A 16,270-nucleotide genomic window follows, 5' to 3' on the forward strand; every position below is an offset into this window, starting at 1 on the left:
GTGTCGGTCACCGGACCGGGCACGACGCAGCTCCGCGTCGCCCGACTCACCAAGGCCCACGGGCTCAAGGGCGCCATCAAGCTCGAGCTCTACACGGACGAGCCCGACAAGCGCTTCACCCCCGGATCCACGTTCACGCTGCAGGTGCCGCGCACCTCCGAGTGGCACGGCAAGAAGCTCGAGCTCGTCGAGCTGCGCTGGTACAACAGCCACCCCGTCGCGTTCTTCCGAGGCGTCGACGACCGCAACGCCGCTGAGACCCTCCTGAAGGCGATCCTCTGGATCGACGAGGAGGTGCAGACCCAGCCGGGCGAGGACGACTCCTGGTACGACTACCAGCTGGTCGGCATGAAGGTCGTCCGCGACGGCGTCGAGGTCGGCACCGTCCGCCGCGTCGACCACTTCCCCGCGCAGGACCTGCTCATCGTCGGTACCCCCTCCGGCGAGGTGATGGTGCCGTTCGTGAACGCGATCGTCCCCTCCGTCGACGCCGCGGCCGGGATCGTCACGGTCACGCCTCCGATCGGCCTGTTCGAGGAGGCTCCCGAGGAGGAGCCCGCCGCGGTCGACCTCAGCGGCGTCGACCTGGCGGACCCGGCGCTGAGCGCGCCTGCGGACGCCGACGAGCCGGACGCGTCCGCTGACGCGGACGCCGCTCTCGAGGAGCCCGCCGACGACGAGACCTCGGCCGCCTCCGACGCCGCCTCCGAGGAGGAGCCCCGGTCGTGAGGATCGACATCGTCACGATCTTCCCGGAGTTCTTCGGCGTGCTCGACATCAGCCTGCTCGGCCGTGCGCGGCAGAGCGGGCTGATCGAGCTCGGCGTGCACGACCTGCGCGACTTCACCCACGACCGCCACCGCACGGTCGACGACACGCCCTACGGCGGCGGCGCGGGCATGGTGATGCGACCGGAGCCGTGGGGCGAGGCGCTCGACACGATCCTCGACGGTTCGGACGACCCCGTCGTGATCTTCCCATCGCCCGCGGGCGAGCTGTTCAGCCAGGCGACCGCCCGCGAGCTCGCGGAGGAGTCCACCCTCGTCTTCGGCTGCGGCCGCTACGAGGGCATCGACCAGCGCGTCGTGGACCACACCGCCGAGCGCGCGCGGGTCCGGCTGATCAGCCTCGGCGACTACGTCCTCAACGGAGGAGAGGTCGCCGTGATGGCGATGATCGAGGCCGTCGGACGCCTGGTCCCGGGCGTCGTCGGCAACCCGGCGAGCCTGGTCGAGGAGAGCCACTCCGACGGGCTGCTCGAGTACCCGAGCTACACCAAGCCGGCCTCCTGGCGGGGCCTCGACGTCCCTCCGGTGCTCCTCAGCGGCAACCACGGGGCGATCGCCGCCTGGCGCCACGAGCAGAGCGTCGAGCGCACCCGCCGCGTCCGCCCCGAACTGCTTCCCTAGCCCCGAGCCGCAGGTCACCGGGCCGCGAGGGCCAGGTGCCGGTCGCGGAGGGCGAGGAAGAGGGGGAACGCGAACGCGAGGGCGACCAGCGGCGCGAGCAGCACCAGGATCCACACGCGGCGCATCCCGATCCGGCGGCCCTCCACCACCATGAAGGCGACGGCTGCGATCGCGACGACCAGCAGGTCGGTCGAGAACGACGACACCCACGGCCCGCCTGCGGCGAGGCCGGCGAGCAGGTCCGCGCCCTCCTGCATCGCCCTCACGTTCCAGGTCCAGGTCCCGATCAGCCCGGCGAGGGCGAGGACGAGGTAGACGATCCCGAGCGGCGTCCAGCCGCGGCGCAGCCGGCTCATGCGCGGGCCTCCGTTCGTGCGAGGGTGAGGATCGTCCCTCCGGCGAGGGCGACCACGGCCACAGTAGCGACGGCGAGGGTCAGCGCGTCCGGTGCGGTCAGCGCCTGTCCGCACAGCGCCTGCCAGCAGGTGAGGGCGACCGCGGCCGCCCAGCCCGCCGAGGCCAGTGCGACGAGCCGCAGCCGGGTGCATCCGGGGCGCAGCACGGGGATCCGGGGTGCCAGCCGTCCGAGCAGCAGCGCGAGCAGCGGGAGCCCCTGCAGAGCGTGCATCCCGACGAAGTGCGGGATGCGCAGATCGCCCCCCGTGGTGCTCCAGCCCAGGAGGGGGAGGCCGGGTCCGCCGTCCGCGACTCCGACGGCGTGCGCACCGACGACGCCCTGGTAGTCGCTGATCTGGCCGGGCGAGGGCCCCGTCATCAGGAACGCGAGGGCCATCCCGACGAGCCCGATCACGAGTCCGGCGCGCACGGCGAGCGTCAGCGCCGGGTCGCCGAGCGGCACCCGCGCCAGGAGGGCGGCGAGGACCAGAGTCGCCAGCCAGACCACCACGATCGAGACGGCCATCGAGGCCCAGAGCGCGGCGTGCAGGGGAGTGGAGACGTCGAAGTGGCTGCGCTCGCCGACCAGGGCGGCGCCTCCGATCACGACCATCTCGACCGCCAGACCGACCGCCGCGACCGTGCCCAGCGCTCGGGCTAGGCGGCGCCGGCGGGGCACGAGCCCGATCAGCCAGGCGAGCGTCACGGCGTACAGCGCGATCGAGAGGCAGAACTTCAGCGGCTTGCCCCAGAGCGGCTGCCCGCCGAGCTCGCGGGGATCGACGACCAGCGCGATCGCGCAGAGGAGGGCACCGACCGCCATCGCGGCAGCGAGCACCAGGAGCGGCCGGTGCGGAGCAGCGGAGGCCGTGCGCGCGGGCGTCTCGGTCGCGGCGCTCATCGGGGCACCTCCGTCGAGCCGAAGCGGCTCTGCGTCTCGCGCGCCTGGGCGACGCGCCGGAGCGACTGCAGCACCACGTCTCCGAGCGCGGTGCCGACGGCGGCGACGGCAGCCTGCTCGCTCACGCTCTCGCGGGCCTGCAGCTCGTCGAGGTCGGCGGAGGCGACGAGGGCGGCGGCGCGGGCGTAGGTCTCGAGCCAGCCGGCGCTCATCGGTCCGGTGGAGAGCTCGAGCGCGTCGAGCGCCCGTGCCGCCGTCGCGACGGCAGGGTGGCCGCAGTGGTCGGAGCCCGCGGCCTCGGCGATCCGCCGCGTCGACGCCTCCGTGGCGGACGCGGTCGAGTCGGCGCTCACGGAGACCACGTCCTGCGCCACCTCGAACGCTGCTGTCGGACCGACGCCCGCGTCGAGCGCGGCCGTGATCCGCTTCGCGCCGGCGATGCCGACGCCGCCGCTCTCGATGAGCGCCCGGAGCAGCGTCAGGCGGGCGACATGGGCGTCCCCGTACTCCGCCCGCTGGGGGCCGGCGGCGTCGCCCGGCGGCAGCAGCCCCTCCCGGATGTAGTACTTGATCGTGGGCAGGCTGACGCCGCTGCTGCGGCTGAGCTCCGAGATTCGCACGTGGACAGTATCGCTATCGGATAACAGTACTGTCCACCGCTTGGTCAGTCCCGTGCGGACAGGACGATGTTCCCCGTCTCGGTGATGGCGATCGTATGCTCCATGTGGGCGCCGCGAGAGCCGTCGCGGCTGCGGAGGGTCCAGCCGTCCTTGTCCGTGTAGATCTCGTCGGTCGTCTGCAGGAACCACGGCTCGATCGCGACGACGAGGCCCGGGCGGAGCGGGTAGCCGCGGCCGGCGCGTCCGTCGTTGGGGATGTGCGGATCGCCGTGCATCGTGCGGCCGACGCCGTGGCCGCCGAAGTCGGTGTTGATGGACAGGCCCTCGGCGTGTGCGACGGCCGCGATGGCCGCGGAGATGTCGCCGATCTTCTTCCCGGGCTGCGCGGCGGCGATGCCGGCCTCGAGCGCGCGGGTGGTGGTGTCGATGAGGGCGAGGTCCTCCTCGCGCGGCGTCCCGACCACGACGCTGATGGCCGAGTCGGCGACCCAGCCGTTCACGGAGGCGGCGAAGTCGAGGGTGAGCAGGTCGCCGTCCTTCAGCCGGTAGTCGAAGGGCAGGCCGTGCAGCACCGCGTCGTTGACGGAGGTGCAGATGACCTTGCCGAAGGGGCTGGCGCCGAAGGAGGGGTGGTAGTCGATGTAGCAGGACTCGGCGCCGGCCGTGCGGATCATGTCGTGGGCGAGCCGGTCGAGCTCCAGCAGGTTCACGCCGACCGCGGCGGCGGCGGAGGTGGCCTTCAGTACCTCGCCGACGAAGCGGCCGGCGGGACGCATCTCCTCGATCTCGGCGGGGGTGCGTAGCTCGATCATCCTGATCCTCTCGGGGTCCGCTGAGCCGTCGCTCAGCGGTGGTGGGTACGGTCGGTGCATGCGCACGCGACGGGCATTCGGTTCCTGGCAGTTCCCGGCGGCGATCGTGCTGCCCTTGTGGATCCTCCTCGGCTACGGGGTCTTCGGAGGATCGAGCGGCTGGACCGTGCTCGGCCTGGTGATCGCCCTCCCCATTCTGGCGGTCGCGCTGGCGGCTGTGGCCGCGATCGTCGCATTCCGGGTGACCGTCCGGCACACGCGCACTCCCGGGTGGGGCGACGTGGCCGTGGTCGGCGCCTGGCACCTCTCCCTGATCGCCTTCGGCTTCTTCCCGCCCGGCGCCTGGGCGCTGGGCCTGCTCTCGGTGGTCCTCGGAGTGGCGGCCTTCTGGCACTCGGGGTGGCGGTTCCTCGCCGACGCGAGGGCCACTCTCCTCGCCTTCTCGGAGGCGGCGTCCGTGCAGGCCGAGGGCGCTCACCGCCCCGTCTCCGGAGAGGGCTTAGACCCGGAGCGCCCGCAGGACGGGCAGACCATCGTCCTCTGAGGGGTCGGGCGTCCCGAGAGGCGCTGTCTCCTGCGAGGCCCCGCCCTGCTCCACAGCTCGGCCCTCTCGACGGACCCGCCCTCTGCGCGGCTCTGCCCTCCGGGTGACCCTGCCCTCCAGACGAGCCTGCTTTGACTCGGATCGACGCGGCATGGCAGAATGAGCGCTTGTGCCTCGCGCAGGCTCTGCCACAGGGGAGCCGCGACGACGTGGGCACGACCGACTTCCATCAACGAAACGGTGTTCGACCTGTGGCGGGCACGGAGAGCGATACAGCATGCACATCCTCGATTCCGTCGATGCGGCGTCCCTCCGCAGCGATGTCCCGGATTTCCGCGCCGGCGACACCGTCAAGGTCCACGTCAACATCGTCGAGGGCTCCCGCTCGCGCATCCAGGTCTTCCAGGGCGTCGTCATCGGCCGCTCCAACGAGGGCGTCCGCGAGACCTTCACCGTCCGCAAGGTGAGCTTCCAGGTCGGCGTCGAGCGCACGTTCCCCGTGCACTCGCCGGTCATCGACCACATCGAGGTCGTCACCCGCGGTGACGTCCGTCGCGCGAAGCTCTACTACCTGCGCAACCTCCGCGGCAAGAAGGCCAAGATCAAGGAGAAGCGCGACGCCTGAGCGGCTTCCGCACGACTTCTCGGGAACCCCGGTCCACCTATGATGGACCGGGGTTCCTCCCTTTCTCGGGGGCGATCCGTCCGGGGAGTCCACCCGGTGATGCACAGTAGGGGCGACGGCGAGCGATGACAGACAGCACGGCCCCGGTCCGCCTCCCCGGAGGCGAGGACCACGCCCGCCACTCGGCGGATCCGTCCGAGAAGCGCCCGCGAAAGCGCCGGGGTGTCCTGCTCTTCCTCCGCGACGTGCTGATCATCTTCGTGGTCGCGGTGCTCGTCTCCTTCCTCGTGAAGACCTTCCTGATCCGCTCGTTCTACATCCCCTCCTCCTCCATGGAGCAGACGCTCGTCGAGAACGACCGGATCCTCGTGAACGAGCTCGTACCCGGAGTGGTGAAGATCTCGCGCGGCGACGTCGTCGTCTTCCGCGATCCCGGCGGATGGCTCTCGCCGAGCTCCGAGCCCAACGTGCCGCCGTTCCAGGCCGCGGTCGACTCCGCCCTCGCGCTCGTCGGCCTGACCGCTCCCGACAGCAACGACCACCTCATCAAGCGCGTCATCGGCCTGCCCGGCGATCACGTGACCTGCTGCACGCCGCTCGGCCAGGTCGAGATCAACGGCAACCCGATCGACGAGCCCTACGTGAAGCTGCCCGACGGGGTGCAGGCCGTCTCGGCCACCCCCTTCGACGTCGTCGTGCCCGAGGGCTCGCTCTGGGTGATGGGCGACAACCGCTACAACTCCGCCGACTCCCGCTACAACACCGACAAGCCGGGCGGCGGCTTCGTGCCGATCGACAACGTCGTGGGCCGCGCGATCCTCGTGACCTGGCCCGTGCAGCAGTGGGCGTGGCTCGACGACTACCCGTCGGTGTTCCGCGGAGTCGACACCGAGGCCTCCGAGGAGGGCTCGGACGACGCGCAGAGCGGGCAGGGCTAGGTGGTCGTCGCCGAGCCGACGCTGACGCAGGAGCGGCGCCTCTTCCGGCAGGGCTACGAGACGGTCATCGGCTGCGACGAGGTCGGCCGCGGCGCGATCGCCGGCCCGGTGTCGGTCGGCGTCGTGTCGATCGGCAGCCGTTGCGGGCGCTTCCCCGAGGGGCTCCGCGACTCCAAGATGCTCGCTCCCGCCCGCCGCGAGGCGCTCCTGCCGGGAGTCGCGAAGTGGGTCTCGGCCTGGGCGATCGGCGAGTCCTCGGCGGACGAGATCGACGAGACCGGGATCATCGCGGGCCTCGGCCGCGCTGCGTCGAGGGGCATCGAGCGCCTCGCCGACCAGGGTGTCGACCTCGCCACCGCCGTCGTCCTCCTCGACGGCGCCCACGACTGGCTGACGCCCGCGCTGGGCGAGTGGGCGGCCGAGTTGACGATCGTCACCCGCGTGAAGGCCGACCGCGACTGCGCCGCCGTCTCCGCCGCCTCCGTGCTCGCGAAGGTGGGCCGGGACGGTCAGATGGTGCGCCACCACGACGACTTCGCCGACTACGCCTGGGACAGCAACAAGGGCTACGGCAGCGCCGCGCACTGGGCGGGCATCGAGCGGGTCGGCCCGTCCCCGCTGCACCGGGTGACCTGGCTGTCGAAGTCGCGGGAGAGCGTCGAGGAGCCGCTCCCGGCGCTCGGGCCCGTCGGCTCGGCGTAGGATTGTCCAACGATGGATGAGGACGAATTCGAGGACTACGACCGCGAGGTCGAGCTGGCACTGTACCGGGAGTACCGCGACGTCGTCTCGCAGTTCTCGTACGTCGTCGAGACCGAGCGCCGGTTCTACCTGGCGAACGAGGTCGACCTGGTCCGCCGCGACACTGAGCACGACTTCTACTTCGAGCTGACCATGCGCGACGTGTGGGTCTGGGACGTCTACCGCTCCGACCGCTTCGTGAAGTCGGTGCGCGTGCTGACCTTCAAGGACGTCAACGTTGAGGAGCTCTCCCGCAAGGAGTTCGAGCTCCCCAAGGAGCTCGCGCTCGACGAGTAGGACGCTGTCGCGGCAGGCTCCGGACCCCTTGCTGGTCGCGTAGCCGCCTCCGACGGCGCATCGAGACCCGGTGCCAGGAGCCCCACCCCGCTCCGGAGCTCTCTCGGATCCGCGGCTCCGCGGGTCTCGTCTTCAGGCAACGCGGGTTCCTCCTGCTGGTCGCATAGCCGCCCCCGGCGGCGTCCGAAGACCCCGGCCCGACGTCCCTCCCCACCCGCCTCCTCGGCCCTCTTCTCCCCGGATCCCCTCCCGGCCGTCCGACGCTCCTCCCTGCTCCGGCACGCTTCCGGCAGGAGGACGCATGGACAAGGACGAACTGGGGCGGCGCGGCGAGGAGATCGCGGCGGCGCACCTGAGAGACAACGGATTCGAGATCCTCGACCGCAACTGGCGGGTCCGCGAGGGCGAGCTCGACATCGTGGCCCGCGACGGGTCGGCGCTGGTTGTGGTGGAGGTGAAGACGCGCTCGTCGACGCGCTTCGGACTGCCGGTCGAGGCCATCACGCGGGCCAAGGCGCAGCGCCTGCGCCGACTCGCCTACGCCTGGGCCGACGAGCACCACGAGCGCTCCCGGCATCTGCGGATCGACGCGGTCGGCATCGTCGCTCCCGGGGGAGTCCCGTCGCAGATCCGGCACCTGCGGGCGGTGGCCTGATGGGCCTGGGGAGGACCTCCGCGGTCGGTCTCGTCGGCTTCGCGGGAGCCGTGGTCGGGGTGGAGGCCCACTCGGCCGACGGCACCCCGGGCATGGTGATCATCGGCCTGCCCGACGCCGCGCTCGCGCAGGCGAAGGAGCGGGTGCGCTCAGCGGCGATCAACTCCGGCAGCACCCTCGCCGAGTACAAGATCACCGTGAACCTCTCGCCGGCCGCGATGCCCAAGCACGGCTCCGCCTTCGATCTCGCCATCGGGCTGGCCGCGCTCGCGTCGCTCCGCGAGGTCGATGCGGAGTCGGTCGCCGCGGTCGTCCACATCGGGGAGCTCGGGCTGGACGGCCGGCTGCGCTCCGTCCCAGGCGTGCTGCCCGCGGTGCTCGCGGCCGCCCGCGAGGGCAGGCGCCGCGTGATGGTCCCCGTCGAGGACCGCCTCGAGGCGGAGCTGGTCGACGGCGTCGAGGTGATCGCGGTCTCCTCGCTGGCGGCGGCCGCCGTCTGGCACGGAGCCGAGTGGGAAGTGCCGGTGCTCCCCGAGGCCGCGCCGCCGTCTGCGACGGTGTCCGAGCCGGAGGCCCGCCTCGACCTCTCCGACGTGGTGGGGAACGAGGAGGCGGCCGAGGCGATGGTCGTCGCGGCGGCGGGCGGGCACCACGTGTTCCTGCTCGGGCCTCCCGGCGCCGGGAAGACGATGCTCGCCTCGCGCTTGCCGGGCATCCTCCCCGACCTCGACGACGATGCAGCGCTGGAGGCCACCTGCATGCGCTCGCTCGTCGGAGCGCCGACCGGTGGCGCGCTGGTGCGCAGACCGCCGTTCGAGAGTCCGCACCACTCCGCCTCGTCCGCAGCGATCGTCGGCGGGGGCAGCGGCCGCATCCGGCCCGGCGCGGTCGCCCGCGCCACCCGGGGAGTGCTGTTCCTCGACGAGGCCCCCGAGTTCTCGTCCGTCGCCCTCGATGCGTTGCGCCAGCCGCTCGAATCCGGCGTGATCCGCATCCACCGCGCGAACGCCGTCGCCGAGTTCCCCGCGCGGGTGCAGCTCGTCCTCGCGGCGAACCCGTGCCCGTGCGGCCGCTTCGGCATCCCCGGAGAGACCTGCACCTGTGCTCCCTCGGTCCGCCGCCGCTACCTCGCGCGGCTCAGCGGACCGCTGCTCGACCGCGTCGACATCCGCCTGACGGTCCGCCGGATCAGCGCGGCTCAGCTGGCCGCACGTCGAGACACGTCCGGAATGTCGACGGCTGAGGCCCGCGCCCGTGTCGCCGCGGCGCGGTCCCTCGCAGCGGCTCGCCTCGCCTCCACTCCGTGGACGCTCAACTCGGAGGTCTCCGGCGCCTGGCTGCGCTCGGACGCGGTGCGCCCGACCAGTGCCGAGTCCCGCACGCTCGACCGGGCTCTGGAGCGAGGTCTGGTGACCATGCGCGGCTACGACCGGGTCCTGCGCCTGGCCTGGACGCTCGCGGACCTCGACGCGGCCGACCGGCCGAGTGCCGCCCACCTCGCGCGCGCGCTCGTCCTCCGCGGGGGTGCCGCGTGATCCGGCCCGACGCGCTCTTCGACGCCGCGGAGCTCGACGCCGTTCGTCGACTGCTGCCGAGCGGTTCAGCCGATCAGGACTCGGCTGCCGACGGCGAGCCTTCGGGCGAGTCCGGCTGTGCTCGGAGCGCGCTCGTCGACGCTGCAGCCCGATGCGGCTGGAATTCGCTGACCGAGCCCGGCGACTCCGTCGCCGCCCTCCTCATCGAGAGGGTCGGCGCGGCCGAGGCCTTCGCCCACGTCGTGTCCTCGTCGTCCGCGGAGGAGATCCTCGCGCCCCCGCATCGCGCTCCCTCCGACGAAGGAGGCGCGGCACCCGCGCCCCTCGACTCCGAGGTCGCCGCCCTGCAGTCGGGGCTGGCGCGCTGGCGACCGCGCCTGGACCGCAGGCTGCTGTTCCGCCGGCTCGAGATCGCCGAGCGACTCGGCGCCCGGCTGCTCCTGCCCGGGGCTCCCGTGTGGCCCGAATCGCTCGACGACCTCGGACCGCACGCGCCACTCCTGCTCTGGCTGCGCGGTGATCCCGCCGCCTTCGATCCGACGCACCGCCTCGCCCTCGTCGGCGCCCGCGCTGCCACCGGCTACGGCGAGCACGTCGCCGGCGAGCTCGCCGCGGGCGTCGCGGCGCGAGGCGTCTCCGTCGTCTCGGGCGGTGCCTTCGGGATCGACGCGGTCGCCCACCGTGCCGCCCTCGGCTCCGGAGGTCGGACGGTCGCCTTCCTCGCCGGGGGAGCGGACCGCCTCTATCCGACGGCTCACACCGAACTCCTCCACCGCATCATCGCCACCCCCGGCTGCGCCGTCGCGACGGAGGTCCCGCCGGGCACCACGCCCACCCGCTGGCGATTCCTGCAGCGCAACCGCCTCATCGCCGCCTCCACCGCGGGCACCGTCGTCGTCGAGGCCGGCGCCCGCTCCGGCTCCCTCAACACCGCCGGCCACGCGGCTGCCCTGGGCCGCCCCCTCGGCGCGGTCCCGGGCCCGGTCACCAGTGCCTCCTCCGCCGGCTGCCACCGGCTCCTCCGCGAGTACGCGGCGACCTGCGTCACCTCGCCGGCGGACGTGCTCGAACTGCTCGCCGTCGGCGACGCCGACGGATCGTGCCGAGCGCTGACCGCGACTGAGGCGCGAGTCCTGGCCGTCGTCGAATCCGAAGGATGCTGTGACGCCGCAACCGTCGCCCGTCTCTCCGGGGAATCGCTCGATTCGGCACTGTCGGCGCTGGGTGCGCTCCTCGCAGACGGACGCGTCCACCGTTCCGAGGACGGGGACTGGGAGCGGGCACCCGGGTGAGCGGCCCCGCCGCCGCGGCGCTGTCGGCGGTCCGCCCTACGCTGAAGGGGCATCGGCGAGGGGAGCGGCATGGACGCCACGGCAGCAGGACACGGCGGAGAGCGCCCGCAGCTCGGGCACTTCCGCGCCGCCGACAGGGTCATCGCGCATCTGAGCGACACGCACCTGCTGGCCGACGGCGCTCCGCTCTACGGGAAGGTCGACACGGTCGCCCGCCTCGCGCAGGCGGTCGGCCGGCTGGCCGAGCGCGGCGGACGCCTGGACGCGATCGTGGTGACCGGGGACGTCGCGGACCGCGGCGAGGAGGACGCCTACCGGCGCGTGCGCGAGCAGCTCGACCCCGTGGGCGAGCGGTTCGGCTGCCCGATCGTCTGGGTGATGGGCAACCACGACGAGCGCGGAGCGTTCCGGCGGGTGCTCCTCGAGCAGGACCCGGCGGGCGCGGGACCCGTGGACCAGGTCGTCGACCTCGGCGGGCTCCGGCTCATCGCGCTCGACAGCGCGGTGCCCGGCTTCCACCACGGCGACCTCACCGACGCCCAGCTGGCCTGGCTGAAGGACGAGCTCGCCGCACCGGCCCCGCTGGGGACGATCCTCGCCCTGCACCACCCTCCGCTGCCCACGCCGCTCGGCGCGATGACCGTGCTCGAGCTGCGGGGGATCGACCGCCTCGAGGAGGTGGTGCGCGGAACCGACGTCCGCGCGATCCTCGGCGGCCACCTGCACTACCCCACGGCTGCGACCTTCGCGGGCGTGCCCGTGCTCGTCGCCGGCGCCACCAGCTACACGATGGACCTCGGAGCGCCCGAGCGGGAGCTCGCCGGCGTCGACGGAGCGCAGAGCCTCTCGCTCGTCCACGTCCACCCGGAGACGGTGACCGCCTCGTTCGTGCCGACGGCACCGGCCCCGATCGCGACGCGGTTCGGCACCGACCTGATCGAACGGCTCGAGGGGCTCGACGAGCAGGGGCGCATCGACCACTGGTCGCGGATGCCGGACGGATCATGACCGGCGAGACGCTCGCCGACTCGGTCGAGCACTTCCTCCGGTACGTCCTCGATGAGCGGTCCCTCTCGCCCGCCACCGCGAAGGGCTACCGCTCCGACCTGGCGCGCCTGATCGCCCACACGGAGGAGAAGGGGCGGCTCCTCACCGCCGAGCTCGACCTCGAGCTGCTGCGCGACTGGCTCTGGCGAGAGTCGGAGTCGGGGATCGCCCGCGCGACCCTCGCCCGGCGCACCGCGGCCGTCCGCTCCTTCTCCTCCTGGGCGCATCGGACCGAGCGGCTCCCCGTCGACGTCGCCGCACGCCTCAAGACGCCCAAGTCGGGACGGACACTGCCGCGGGTCCTCACGCTCCCGCAGGCGGAACAGGTGCTCGACACGGTCGCGGCGCGAGGCGCGACCGAGGACCCGGTGGCGCTGCGGGACCTCGCGATCGTCGAGCTGCTCTACGCCTCCGGCATCCGCGTCTCCGAGCTGGTCGCCGTCGACCTGGGCGACGTCGATCTCGGCAGGCTCACCGTGCTCGTCACCGGCAAGGGCGCCAAGCAGCGGGTCGTCCCGTTCGGCGTCCCCGCGAAGGAGGCGCTCGTCGACTACCTGGAGCGCGCCCGACCCTCTCTCGCCACCGGCGACGGGAGCGGGGCCCTGTTGCTGGGACGGCGGGGCGCGCGGCTCACCCCGCGCACGGTCTACGGCGTCGTGGCGAGGCTCCTCGACGGCGGGCAGGGCTCCGGACCGTCCGGTCCGCACACGCTCCGCCACACCGCGGCGACCCATCTGCTCGACGGCGGAGCCGACCTCCGCGCCGTTCAGGAGCTGCTCGGCCACGCGAGCCTGGGCACCACGCAGATCTACACCCACGTCTCGACCGAGCGGATCCGCGACGCCTACCGCCTCGCCCACCCCCGCGCCTGACCGGACGCGCGAGTCGCTGGACGCACCCTTCCGCGCCACTCGCTCACCACCCTGCGCCACGTCGTCCATCGGCAGGAGCACCGCCCGGGGGATCCCGCCGAAGAACCGCATCGGCGAGACGTAGTCGCCACCCTCGCGGACGCCGAGGTGCACGCACCTCCCGTCGCAGTGGCCGCCCGCACCCACTGCTCCGACGGGCTGGCCCGCGGTGAGGACCTGCCCGGCCGTCACCGATCCGTCGACCGGCTCGACCGTCGAGACCAGACCGTCCGCGTGCACGATGCTCACCACGGACCGGTCGACCACCCTGCCCGAGAACGACACGGTGCCCGCCGCGACGGCGACCACGGGCTGCCCGGCCGCTGCCGCGAGGTCGATCCCGCGGTGCCCGGGGGCGTAGCGGTGGGCCGGCGCGCCCCACGGCTCCACGACGGAGAAGCCCGCGACGGGGGAGATCCACCGCGGGTCGGACCGGCCGGGGGACGAGGTGCCGGCGGGCGAGGCGCCGAGAGGCGCCCCGACGAGCAGAGCGGCGAGGGCGAACACGCCCGGGCGCAGGAGTCGGGATCGGAGCATGCGGCCACCCTCCTGGAGCCGGTCCGGGACCGGTGGTAGGCCGAGCGGATCAGGGGAGGAGAGCGCGACGGGCCCGGCTGTGGAGGGAGGACATCGGCCGGGGGAGAGCGCAACCCGTCCCGGCGGTGCCGCGGCGAGGAGTAACGTGCCGGTGATCCGGCTCGGGAGCGGCACCCCGCCCCCACCGGCGGCGAGAATCGGAGACGACCATGACCAGCGGACGATCTGACACGACCAGCGGGAGAGCGGACATCCCGAACCCCTCGGCGGCGAAGCTGAAGAGGAAGGTGATCGGCCTCGCGATCGCGGCGGCGGTCGGCGGCTTCCTCTTCGGCTTCGACTCGTCGGTGGTGAACGGTGCCGTGGAGGCGGTGCAGGGCGAGTTCCAGCTCTCGGCCGCGCTGATCGGCTTCGCCGTCGCCTCCGCGCTGCTCGGCTGCGCACTCGGCGCGTACCTCGCGGGCCGCCTCGCCGACCGCTGGGGCCGCATCAAGGTCATGCTGCTCGGCGCCGGGCTCTTCTTCATCTCCTCCATCGGCGCCGGCGCAGCGTTCGCGGTCTGGGACCTCGTGCTCTGGCGCGTGGTCGGCGGCCTCGGCATCGGCATCGCCTCCGTGATCGCTCCGACCTACATCTCGGAGATCGCGCCCAAGGCCATCCGCGGAGCCCTCGCGTCGCTGCAGCAGCTGGCGATCACGCTCGGCATCTTCGCCGCCCTGCTCTCGGACACCCTCATCGCGAACGGCGCGGACGGCGCCTCCGAGCCCTTCTGGTTCGGCGTCGCCGCGTGGCGCTGGATGTTCATCGCCTGTGCCGTGCCTGCCGTGATCTACGGCCTCCTGGCCCTGACCCTGCCGGAGTCGCCCCGCTACCTCGCGACCCGCGGCCGCTCCGAGGACGCCCGCGCGGTGCTCGCGACGGTCACGCCGCGCGACGAGGTCGACGAGGCGCTCGCGGACATCCAGAAGAAGATCGACGAGGACTCCGAGAACGCGAAGCGCTCCAGCCTCCGCGGACCCGCGCTCGGCCTGCTCCCCGTGGTCTGGGTGGGCATCCTGCTGTCGGTCTTCCAGCAGTTCGTGGGCATCAACGTGATCTTCTACTACTCCACCTCGCTCTGGAGCGCGGTCGGATTCGACGAGTCCAACTCCTTCGCGATCTCGGTCTTCACCTCGGTCGTGAACGTCGTCGTCACCTTCGTGGCGATCTTCCTGGTCGACAAGGTCGGCCGGAAGCCGCTGCTGCTGGTCGGCTCGGCCGGCATGGCTGTCTCGCTCGCGCTGATGGCCATCGCCTTCAGCCAGTCGACGATCAGCGGAGAGGACGTCTCGCTGCCCGGCGCGTGGGGACCGATCGCCCTCGTCTCGGCGAACGCGTTCGTCGTCTTCTTCGGCGCGACCTGGGGCCCGCTGGTGTGGGTCCTCCTCGGCGAGATCTTCCCGAACCGGATCCGGGCGGCCGCGCTCGGCCTGGCGGCCTCGGCCCAGTGGATCGCGAACTTCGCCATCACGGTGACCTTCCCGATCCTCTCGCAGGACGTGTCGCTCACCCTGGCCTACGGCCTCTACGCCGCCTTCGCGGCGATCTCGTTCGTGTTCGTCTTCATGTTCGTGCCCGAGACAAAGGGCCGCTCGCTGGAGGAGATGGACACCCTGCACATCCGCACCGTGATGAAGTCGGCGCGCAAGTAGCACCGGCCTCCCGCGCCCCGACGGCCGCCCTCCCGCAGCAGCGGGGGAGGCGGCCGTCCTGGTGCTAGACTCCACGGAGCACCTCGCTCGTCGGGGTGACTACGCGCGCCCATTCGGCCTCCGCTCCCCACGGTCCCTCTCCGCTCACGCGGCCGGGGCGGGAGTGCGCCGGGCGCCAGGGCGACGTGCCGACCGGCCGTCGCAGACAACCGAACGGGAGTTCGGCGCCGTCGTGCGCCCGGGCCCCGAGACAAGGAGAACGACTCATGGCAGTCGTCACCATGCGCCAGCTGCTCGACAGCGGCGTCCACTTCGGGCACCAGACCCGTCGCTGGAACCCGAAGATGAAGCGCTTCATCCTGACCGAGCGCTCGGGCAGCTACATCATCGACCTCCAGCAGTCGCTGGCCTACATCGACAAGACCTACGACTTCGTCAAGGAGACGGTCGCCCACGGCGGCACCATCCTCTTCGTCGGCACCAAGAAGCAGGCGCAGAACGCGATCTCGGAGCAGGCGACCCGCGTCGGCCAGCCCTACGTGAACCAGCGCTGGCTCGGCGGCCTCCTGACCAACTTCCAGACGGTCTCGAAGCGCCTCGCCCGCATGAAGGAGCTGGAGGAGCTCGACTTCGACGACACGTCGAAGAGCGGCTTCACCAAGAAGGAGCTCCTCATCAAGAAGCGCGAGCTCGACAAGCTGCACAAGTCGCTCGGCGGCATCCGCAACCTCTCGAAGACGCCGTCGGCCCTCTGGGTCGTCGACACCAAGAAGGAGCACCTCGCGATCGACGAGGCCAAGAAGCTGGGCATCCCGGTCATCGGCATCCTCGACACGAACTGCGACCCGGACGAGGTCCAGTACCCGATCCCGGGCAACGACGACGCGATCCGCTCGGTGAGCCTGCTCACCCGCATCGTCGCCGACGCCGCGGCCGAGGGCCTCATCCAGCGCCACCAGAAGCCCGAGGCCGAGGGCAACGTCTCCGCCGTCGAGCCGCTGGCCGAGTGGGAGCAGGAGCTGCTCTCCACCGGCGCGCCGGCCGCCGACGTGCAGGAGCCGAACGAGCAGGCCGGCGCGGAGACCGAGAAGGTCGCCGACGCCGAGGCCGAGACCGCCGACGAGGCCGTCGTCGAGGCCGAGACCCCCGCCGCGGAGGAGGCCCCCGAGGCCGACGCCGCCGCGACCTCGACCGACGAGACCTCGACCGACGAGACCGCCACCGCCTGACACCCCGTTCCGTGACGGGGGTCGGACGCCGCACCCGCGGTCGTCCGGCCCCCGCTCGGTCGGTGCACGTTCACCACGAGTAAGAACCGC

At 72.5% G+C, this 16,270-nt stretch carries 18 protein-coding genes and 1 pseudogene; 14 read left to right on the forward strand and 5 right to left on the reverse strand.

Annotated features, from left to right (window positions below):
• Both rimM and trmD read left to right on the forward strand, forming a co-directional pair.
• The gene (gene rimM, locus C5C55_RS00115) at nucleotides 1-729 is read left to right on the forward strand and encodes a ribosome maturation factor RimM (RefSeq protein ID WP_104223911.1); all 729 of its coding nucleotides are present in this window, start codon (nucleotides 1-3) and stop codon (nucleotides 727-729) included.
• Nucleotides 726-1,409, forward strand: a complete 684-nt coding sequence (gene trmD / locus C5C55_RS00120; protein ID WP_104223910.1) for a tRNA (guanosine(37)-N1)-methyltransferase TrmD — start codon at nucleotides 726-728, stop codon at nucleotides 1,407-1,409. The genes rimM and trmD overlap by 4 nt, the downstream gene beginning before the upstream one ends.
• A gap of 14 nt (nucleotides 1,410-1,423) precedes the next feature.
• Here trmD and C5C55_RS00125 read toward each other — a convergent pair whose 3' ends face one another.
• The 4 genes from C5C55_RS00125 to map are packed head-to-tail and all read right to left on the reverse strand — an operon-like array spanning nucleotide 1,424 to nucleotide 4,138.
• Entirely contained in the window at nucleotides 1,424-1,765 is a 342-nt protein-coding gene (locus C5C55_RS00125; protein WP_104232491.1) for a DUF2834 domain-containing protein, read from the reverse strand.
• Nucleotides 1,762-2,706 carry a hypothetical protein gene (locus tag C5C55_RS00130; protein ID WP_104232492.1) on the reverse strand — a complete coding sequence of 315 codons (945 nt, stop codon included), beginning with the start codon at nucleotides 2,704-2,706 and terminating at the stop codon, nucleotides 1,762-1,764. Before C5C55_RS00130 ends, C5C55_RS00125 begins: the two co-directional genes overlap by 4 nt.
• Nucleotides 2,703-3,326 carry a MerR family transcriptional regulator gene (locus tag C5C55_RS00135; protein WP_104226873.1) on the reverse strand — a complete coding sequence of 208 codons (624 nt, stop codon included), beginning with the start codon at nucleotides 3,324-3,326 and terminating at the stop codon, nucleotides 2,703-2,705. The genes C5C55_RS00130 and C5C55_RS00135 overlap by 4 nt, the downstream gene beginning before the upstream one ends.
• Before the next feature lie 44 nt (nucleotides 3,327-3,370).
• Nucleotides 3,371-4,138 carry a type I methionyl aminopeptidase gene (map, locus tag C5C55_RS00140; protein WP_104223906.1) on the reverse strand — a complete coding sequence of 256 codons (768 nt, stop codon included), beginning with the start codon at nucleotides 4,136-4,138 and terminating at the stop codon, nucleotides 3,371-3,373.
• A gap of 58 nt (nucleotides 4,139-4,196) precedes the next feature.
• On the opposite strand from map, the gene C5C55_RS00145 reads away from it, so the two are divergent.
• The 10 genes from C5C55_RS00145 to C5C55_RS00190 all read left to right on the forward strand — a co-directional run bounded on the left by C5C55_RS00145 (nucleotide 4,197) and on the right by C5C55_RS00190 (nucleotide 12,684).
• Nucleotides 4,197-4,682, forward strand: coding sequence for a hypothetical protein (locus C5C55_RS00145; protein WP_104232494.1), 486 nt, complete (start codon nucleotides 4,197-4,199; stop codon nucleotides 4,680-4,682).
• 277 nt (nucleotides 4,683-4,959) lie between these two features.
• Complete coding sequence (rplS, locus tag C5C55_RS00150) at nucleotides 4,960-5,307, forward strand: 50S ribosomal protein L19 (protein ID WP_104223904.1); 348 nt, start codon at nucleotides 4,960-4,962, stop codon at nucleotides 5,305-5,307.
• A 125-nt stretch (nucleotides 5,308-5,432) separates the two neighbouring features.
• On the forward strand, nucleotides 5,433-6,245 hold the full coding sequence (gene lepB / locus C5C55_RS00155) for a signal peptidase I (protein WP_104223903.1): 813 nt from the start codon (nucleotides 5,433-5,435) through the stop codon (nucleotides 6,243-6,245).
• Nucleotides 6,246-6,947 (forward strand): ribonuclease HII, encoded by a 702-nt coding sequence (locus C5C55_RS00160; RefSeq protein WP_104226870.1) that lies wholly within the window; start codon nucleotides 6,246-6,248, stop codon nucleotides 6,945-6,947.
• 12 nt (nucleotides 6,948-6,959) lie between these two features.
• Entirely contained in the window at nucleotides 6,960-7,283 is a 324-nt protein-coding gene (locus C5C55_RS00165; RefSeq protein ID WP_055792576.1) for a DUF2469 domain-containing protein, read from the forward strand.
• A 301-nt stretch (nucleotides 7,284-7,584) separates the two neighbouring features.
• Nucleotides 7,585-7,938: a YraN family protein gene (locus C5C55_RS00170; RefSeq protein ID WP_104223901.1), complete on the forward strand. Its 354-nt coding sequence runs from the start codon at nucleotides 7,585-7,587 to the stop codon at nucleotides 7,936-7,938.
• On the forward strand, nucleotides 7,938-9,473 hold the full coding sequence (locus tag C5C55_RS00175) for a YifB family Mg chelatase-like AAA ATPase (RefSeq protein ID WP_104232495.1): 1,536 nt from the start codon (nucleotides 7,938-7,940) through the stop codon (nucleotides 9,471-9,473). The genes C5C55_RS00170 and C5C55_RS00175 overlap by 1 nt, the downstream gene beginning before the upstream one ends.
• Complete coding sequence (gene dprA / locus C5C55_RS00180; protein ID WP_258072472.1) at nucleotides 9,470-10,765, forward strand: DNA-processing protein DprA; 1,296 nt, start codon at nucleotides 9,470-9,472, stop codon at nucleotides 10,763-10,765. Before C5C55_RS00175 ends, dprA begins: the two co-directional genes overlap by 4 nt.
• A gap of 69 nt (nucleotides 10,766-10,834) precedes the next feature.
• Entirely contained in the window at nucleotides 10,835-11,773 is a 939-nt protein-coding gene (locus C5C55_RS00185) for a phosphodiesterase (RefSeq protein ID WP_104232496.1), read from the forward strand.
• The gene (locus C5C55_RS00190) at nucleotides 11,770-12,684 is read left to right on the forward strand and encodes a tyrosine recombinase XerC (RefSeq protein WP_104232497.1); all 915 of its coding nucleotides are present in this window, start codon (nucleotides 11,770-11,772) and stop codon (nucleotides 12,682-12,684) included. The genes C5C55_RS00185 and C5C55_RS00190 overlap by 4 nt, the downstream gene beginning before the upstream one ends.
• Before the next feature lie 123 nt (nucleotides 12,685-12,807).
• On the opposite strand, the pseudogene C5C55_RS16995 reads toward C5C55_RS00190, so the two are convergent.
• A pseudogene (locus C5C55_RS16995) lies at nucleotides 12,808-13,260 on the reverse strand (murein hydrolase activator EnvC family protein); the annotation flags it as partial.
• A gap of 209 nt (nucleotides 13,261-13,469) precedes the next feature.
• Here C5C55_RS16995 and C5C55_RS00200 point away from each other — a divergent pair.
• Together C5C55_RS00200 and rpsB are read left to right on the forward strand one after the other, a co-directional pair.
• Nucleotides 13,470-14,951: a sugar porter family MFS transporter gene (locus tag C5C55_RS00200; protein WP_104223897.1), complete on the forward strand. Its 1,482-nt coding sequence runs from the start codon at nucleotides 13,470-13,472 to the stop codon at nucleotides 14,949-14,951.
• A gap of 266 nt (nucleotides 14,952-15,217) precedes the next feature.
• Nucleotides 15,218-16,180 carry a 30S ribosomal protein S2 gene (gene rpsB, locus C5C55_RS00205; protein ID WP_104232498.1) on the forward strand — a complete coding sequence of 321 codons (963 nt, stop codon included), beginning with the start codon at nucleotides 15,218-15,220 and terminating at the stop codon, nucleotides 16,178-16,180.
• Nucleotides 16,181-16,270: the final 90 nt, after the last annotated feature.

This window comes from Rathayibacter sp. AY1C2 (assembly GCF_002931195.1).
GTDB lineage: Bacteria > Actinomycetota > Actinomycetes > Actinomycetales > Microbacteriaceae > Rathayibacter.

Excerpts from the sequence above, each read along its gene's own strand:
- C5C55_RS00125 (WP_104232491.1), bottom strand. The coding sequence starts at position 1,765 with ATGAGCCGGCTGCGCCGCGGCTGGACGCCGCTCGGGATCGTCTACCTC.
- C5C55_RS00130 (WP_104232492.1), bottom strand. The coding sequence starts at position 2,706 with ATGAGCGCCGCGACCGAGACGCCCGCGCGCACGGCCTCCGCTGCTCCG.
- map (WP_104223906.1), bottom strand. The coding sequence starts at position 4,138 with ATGATCGAGCTACGCACCCCCGCCGAGATCGAGGAGATGCGTCCCGCC.
- C5C55_RS00145 (WP_104232494.1), top strand. The coding sequence starts at position 4,197 with ATGCGCACGCGACGGGCATTCGGTTCCTGGCAGTTCCCGGCGGCGATC.
- rplS (WP_104223904.1), top strand. The coding sequence starts at position 4,960 with ATGCACATCCTCGATTCCGTCGATGCGGCGTCCCTCCGCAGCGATGTC.
- lepB (WP_104223903.1), top strand. The coding sequence starts at position 5,433 with ATGACAGACAGCACGGCCCCGGTCCGCCTCCCCGGAGGCGAGGACCAC.
- C5C55_RS00165 (WP_055792576.1), top strand. The coding sequence starts at position 6,960 with ATGGATGAGGACGAATTCGAGGACTACGACCGCGAGGTCGAGCTGGCA.
- C5C55_RS00170 (WP_104223901.1), top strand. The coding sequence starts at position 7,585 with ATGGACAAGGACGAACTGGGGCGGCGCGGCGAGGAGATCGCGGCGGCG.
- C5C55_RS00175 (WP_104232495.1), top strand. The coding sequence starts at position 7,938 with ATGGGCCTGGGGAGGACCTCCGCGGTCGGTCTCGTCGGCTTCGCGGGA.
- C5C55_RS00185 (WP_104232496.1), top strand. The coding sequence starts at position 10,835 with ATGGACGCCACGGCAGCAGGACACGGCGGAGAGCGCCCGCAGCTCGGG.
- C5C55_RS00190 (WP_104232497.1), top strand. The coding sequence starts at position 11,770 with ATGACCGGCGAGACGCTCGCCGACTCGGTCGAGCACTTCCTCCGGTAC.
- C5C55_RS00200 (WP_104223897.1), top strand. The coding sequence starts at position 13,470 with ATGACCAGCGGACGATCTGACACGACCAGCGGGAGAGCGGACATCCCG.
- rpsB (WP_104232498.1), top strand. The coding sequence starts at position 15,218 with ATGGCAGTCGTCACCATGCGCCAGCTGCTCGACAGCGGCGTCCACTTC.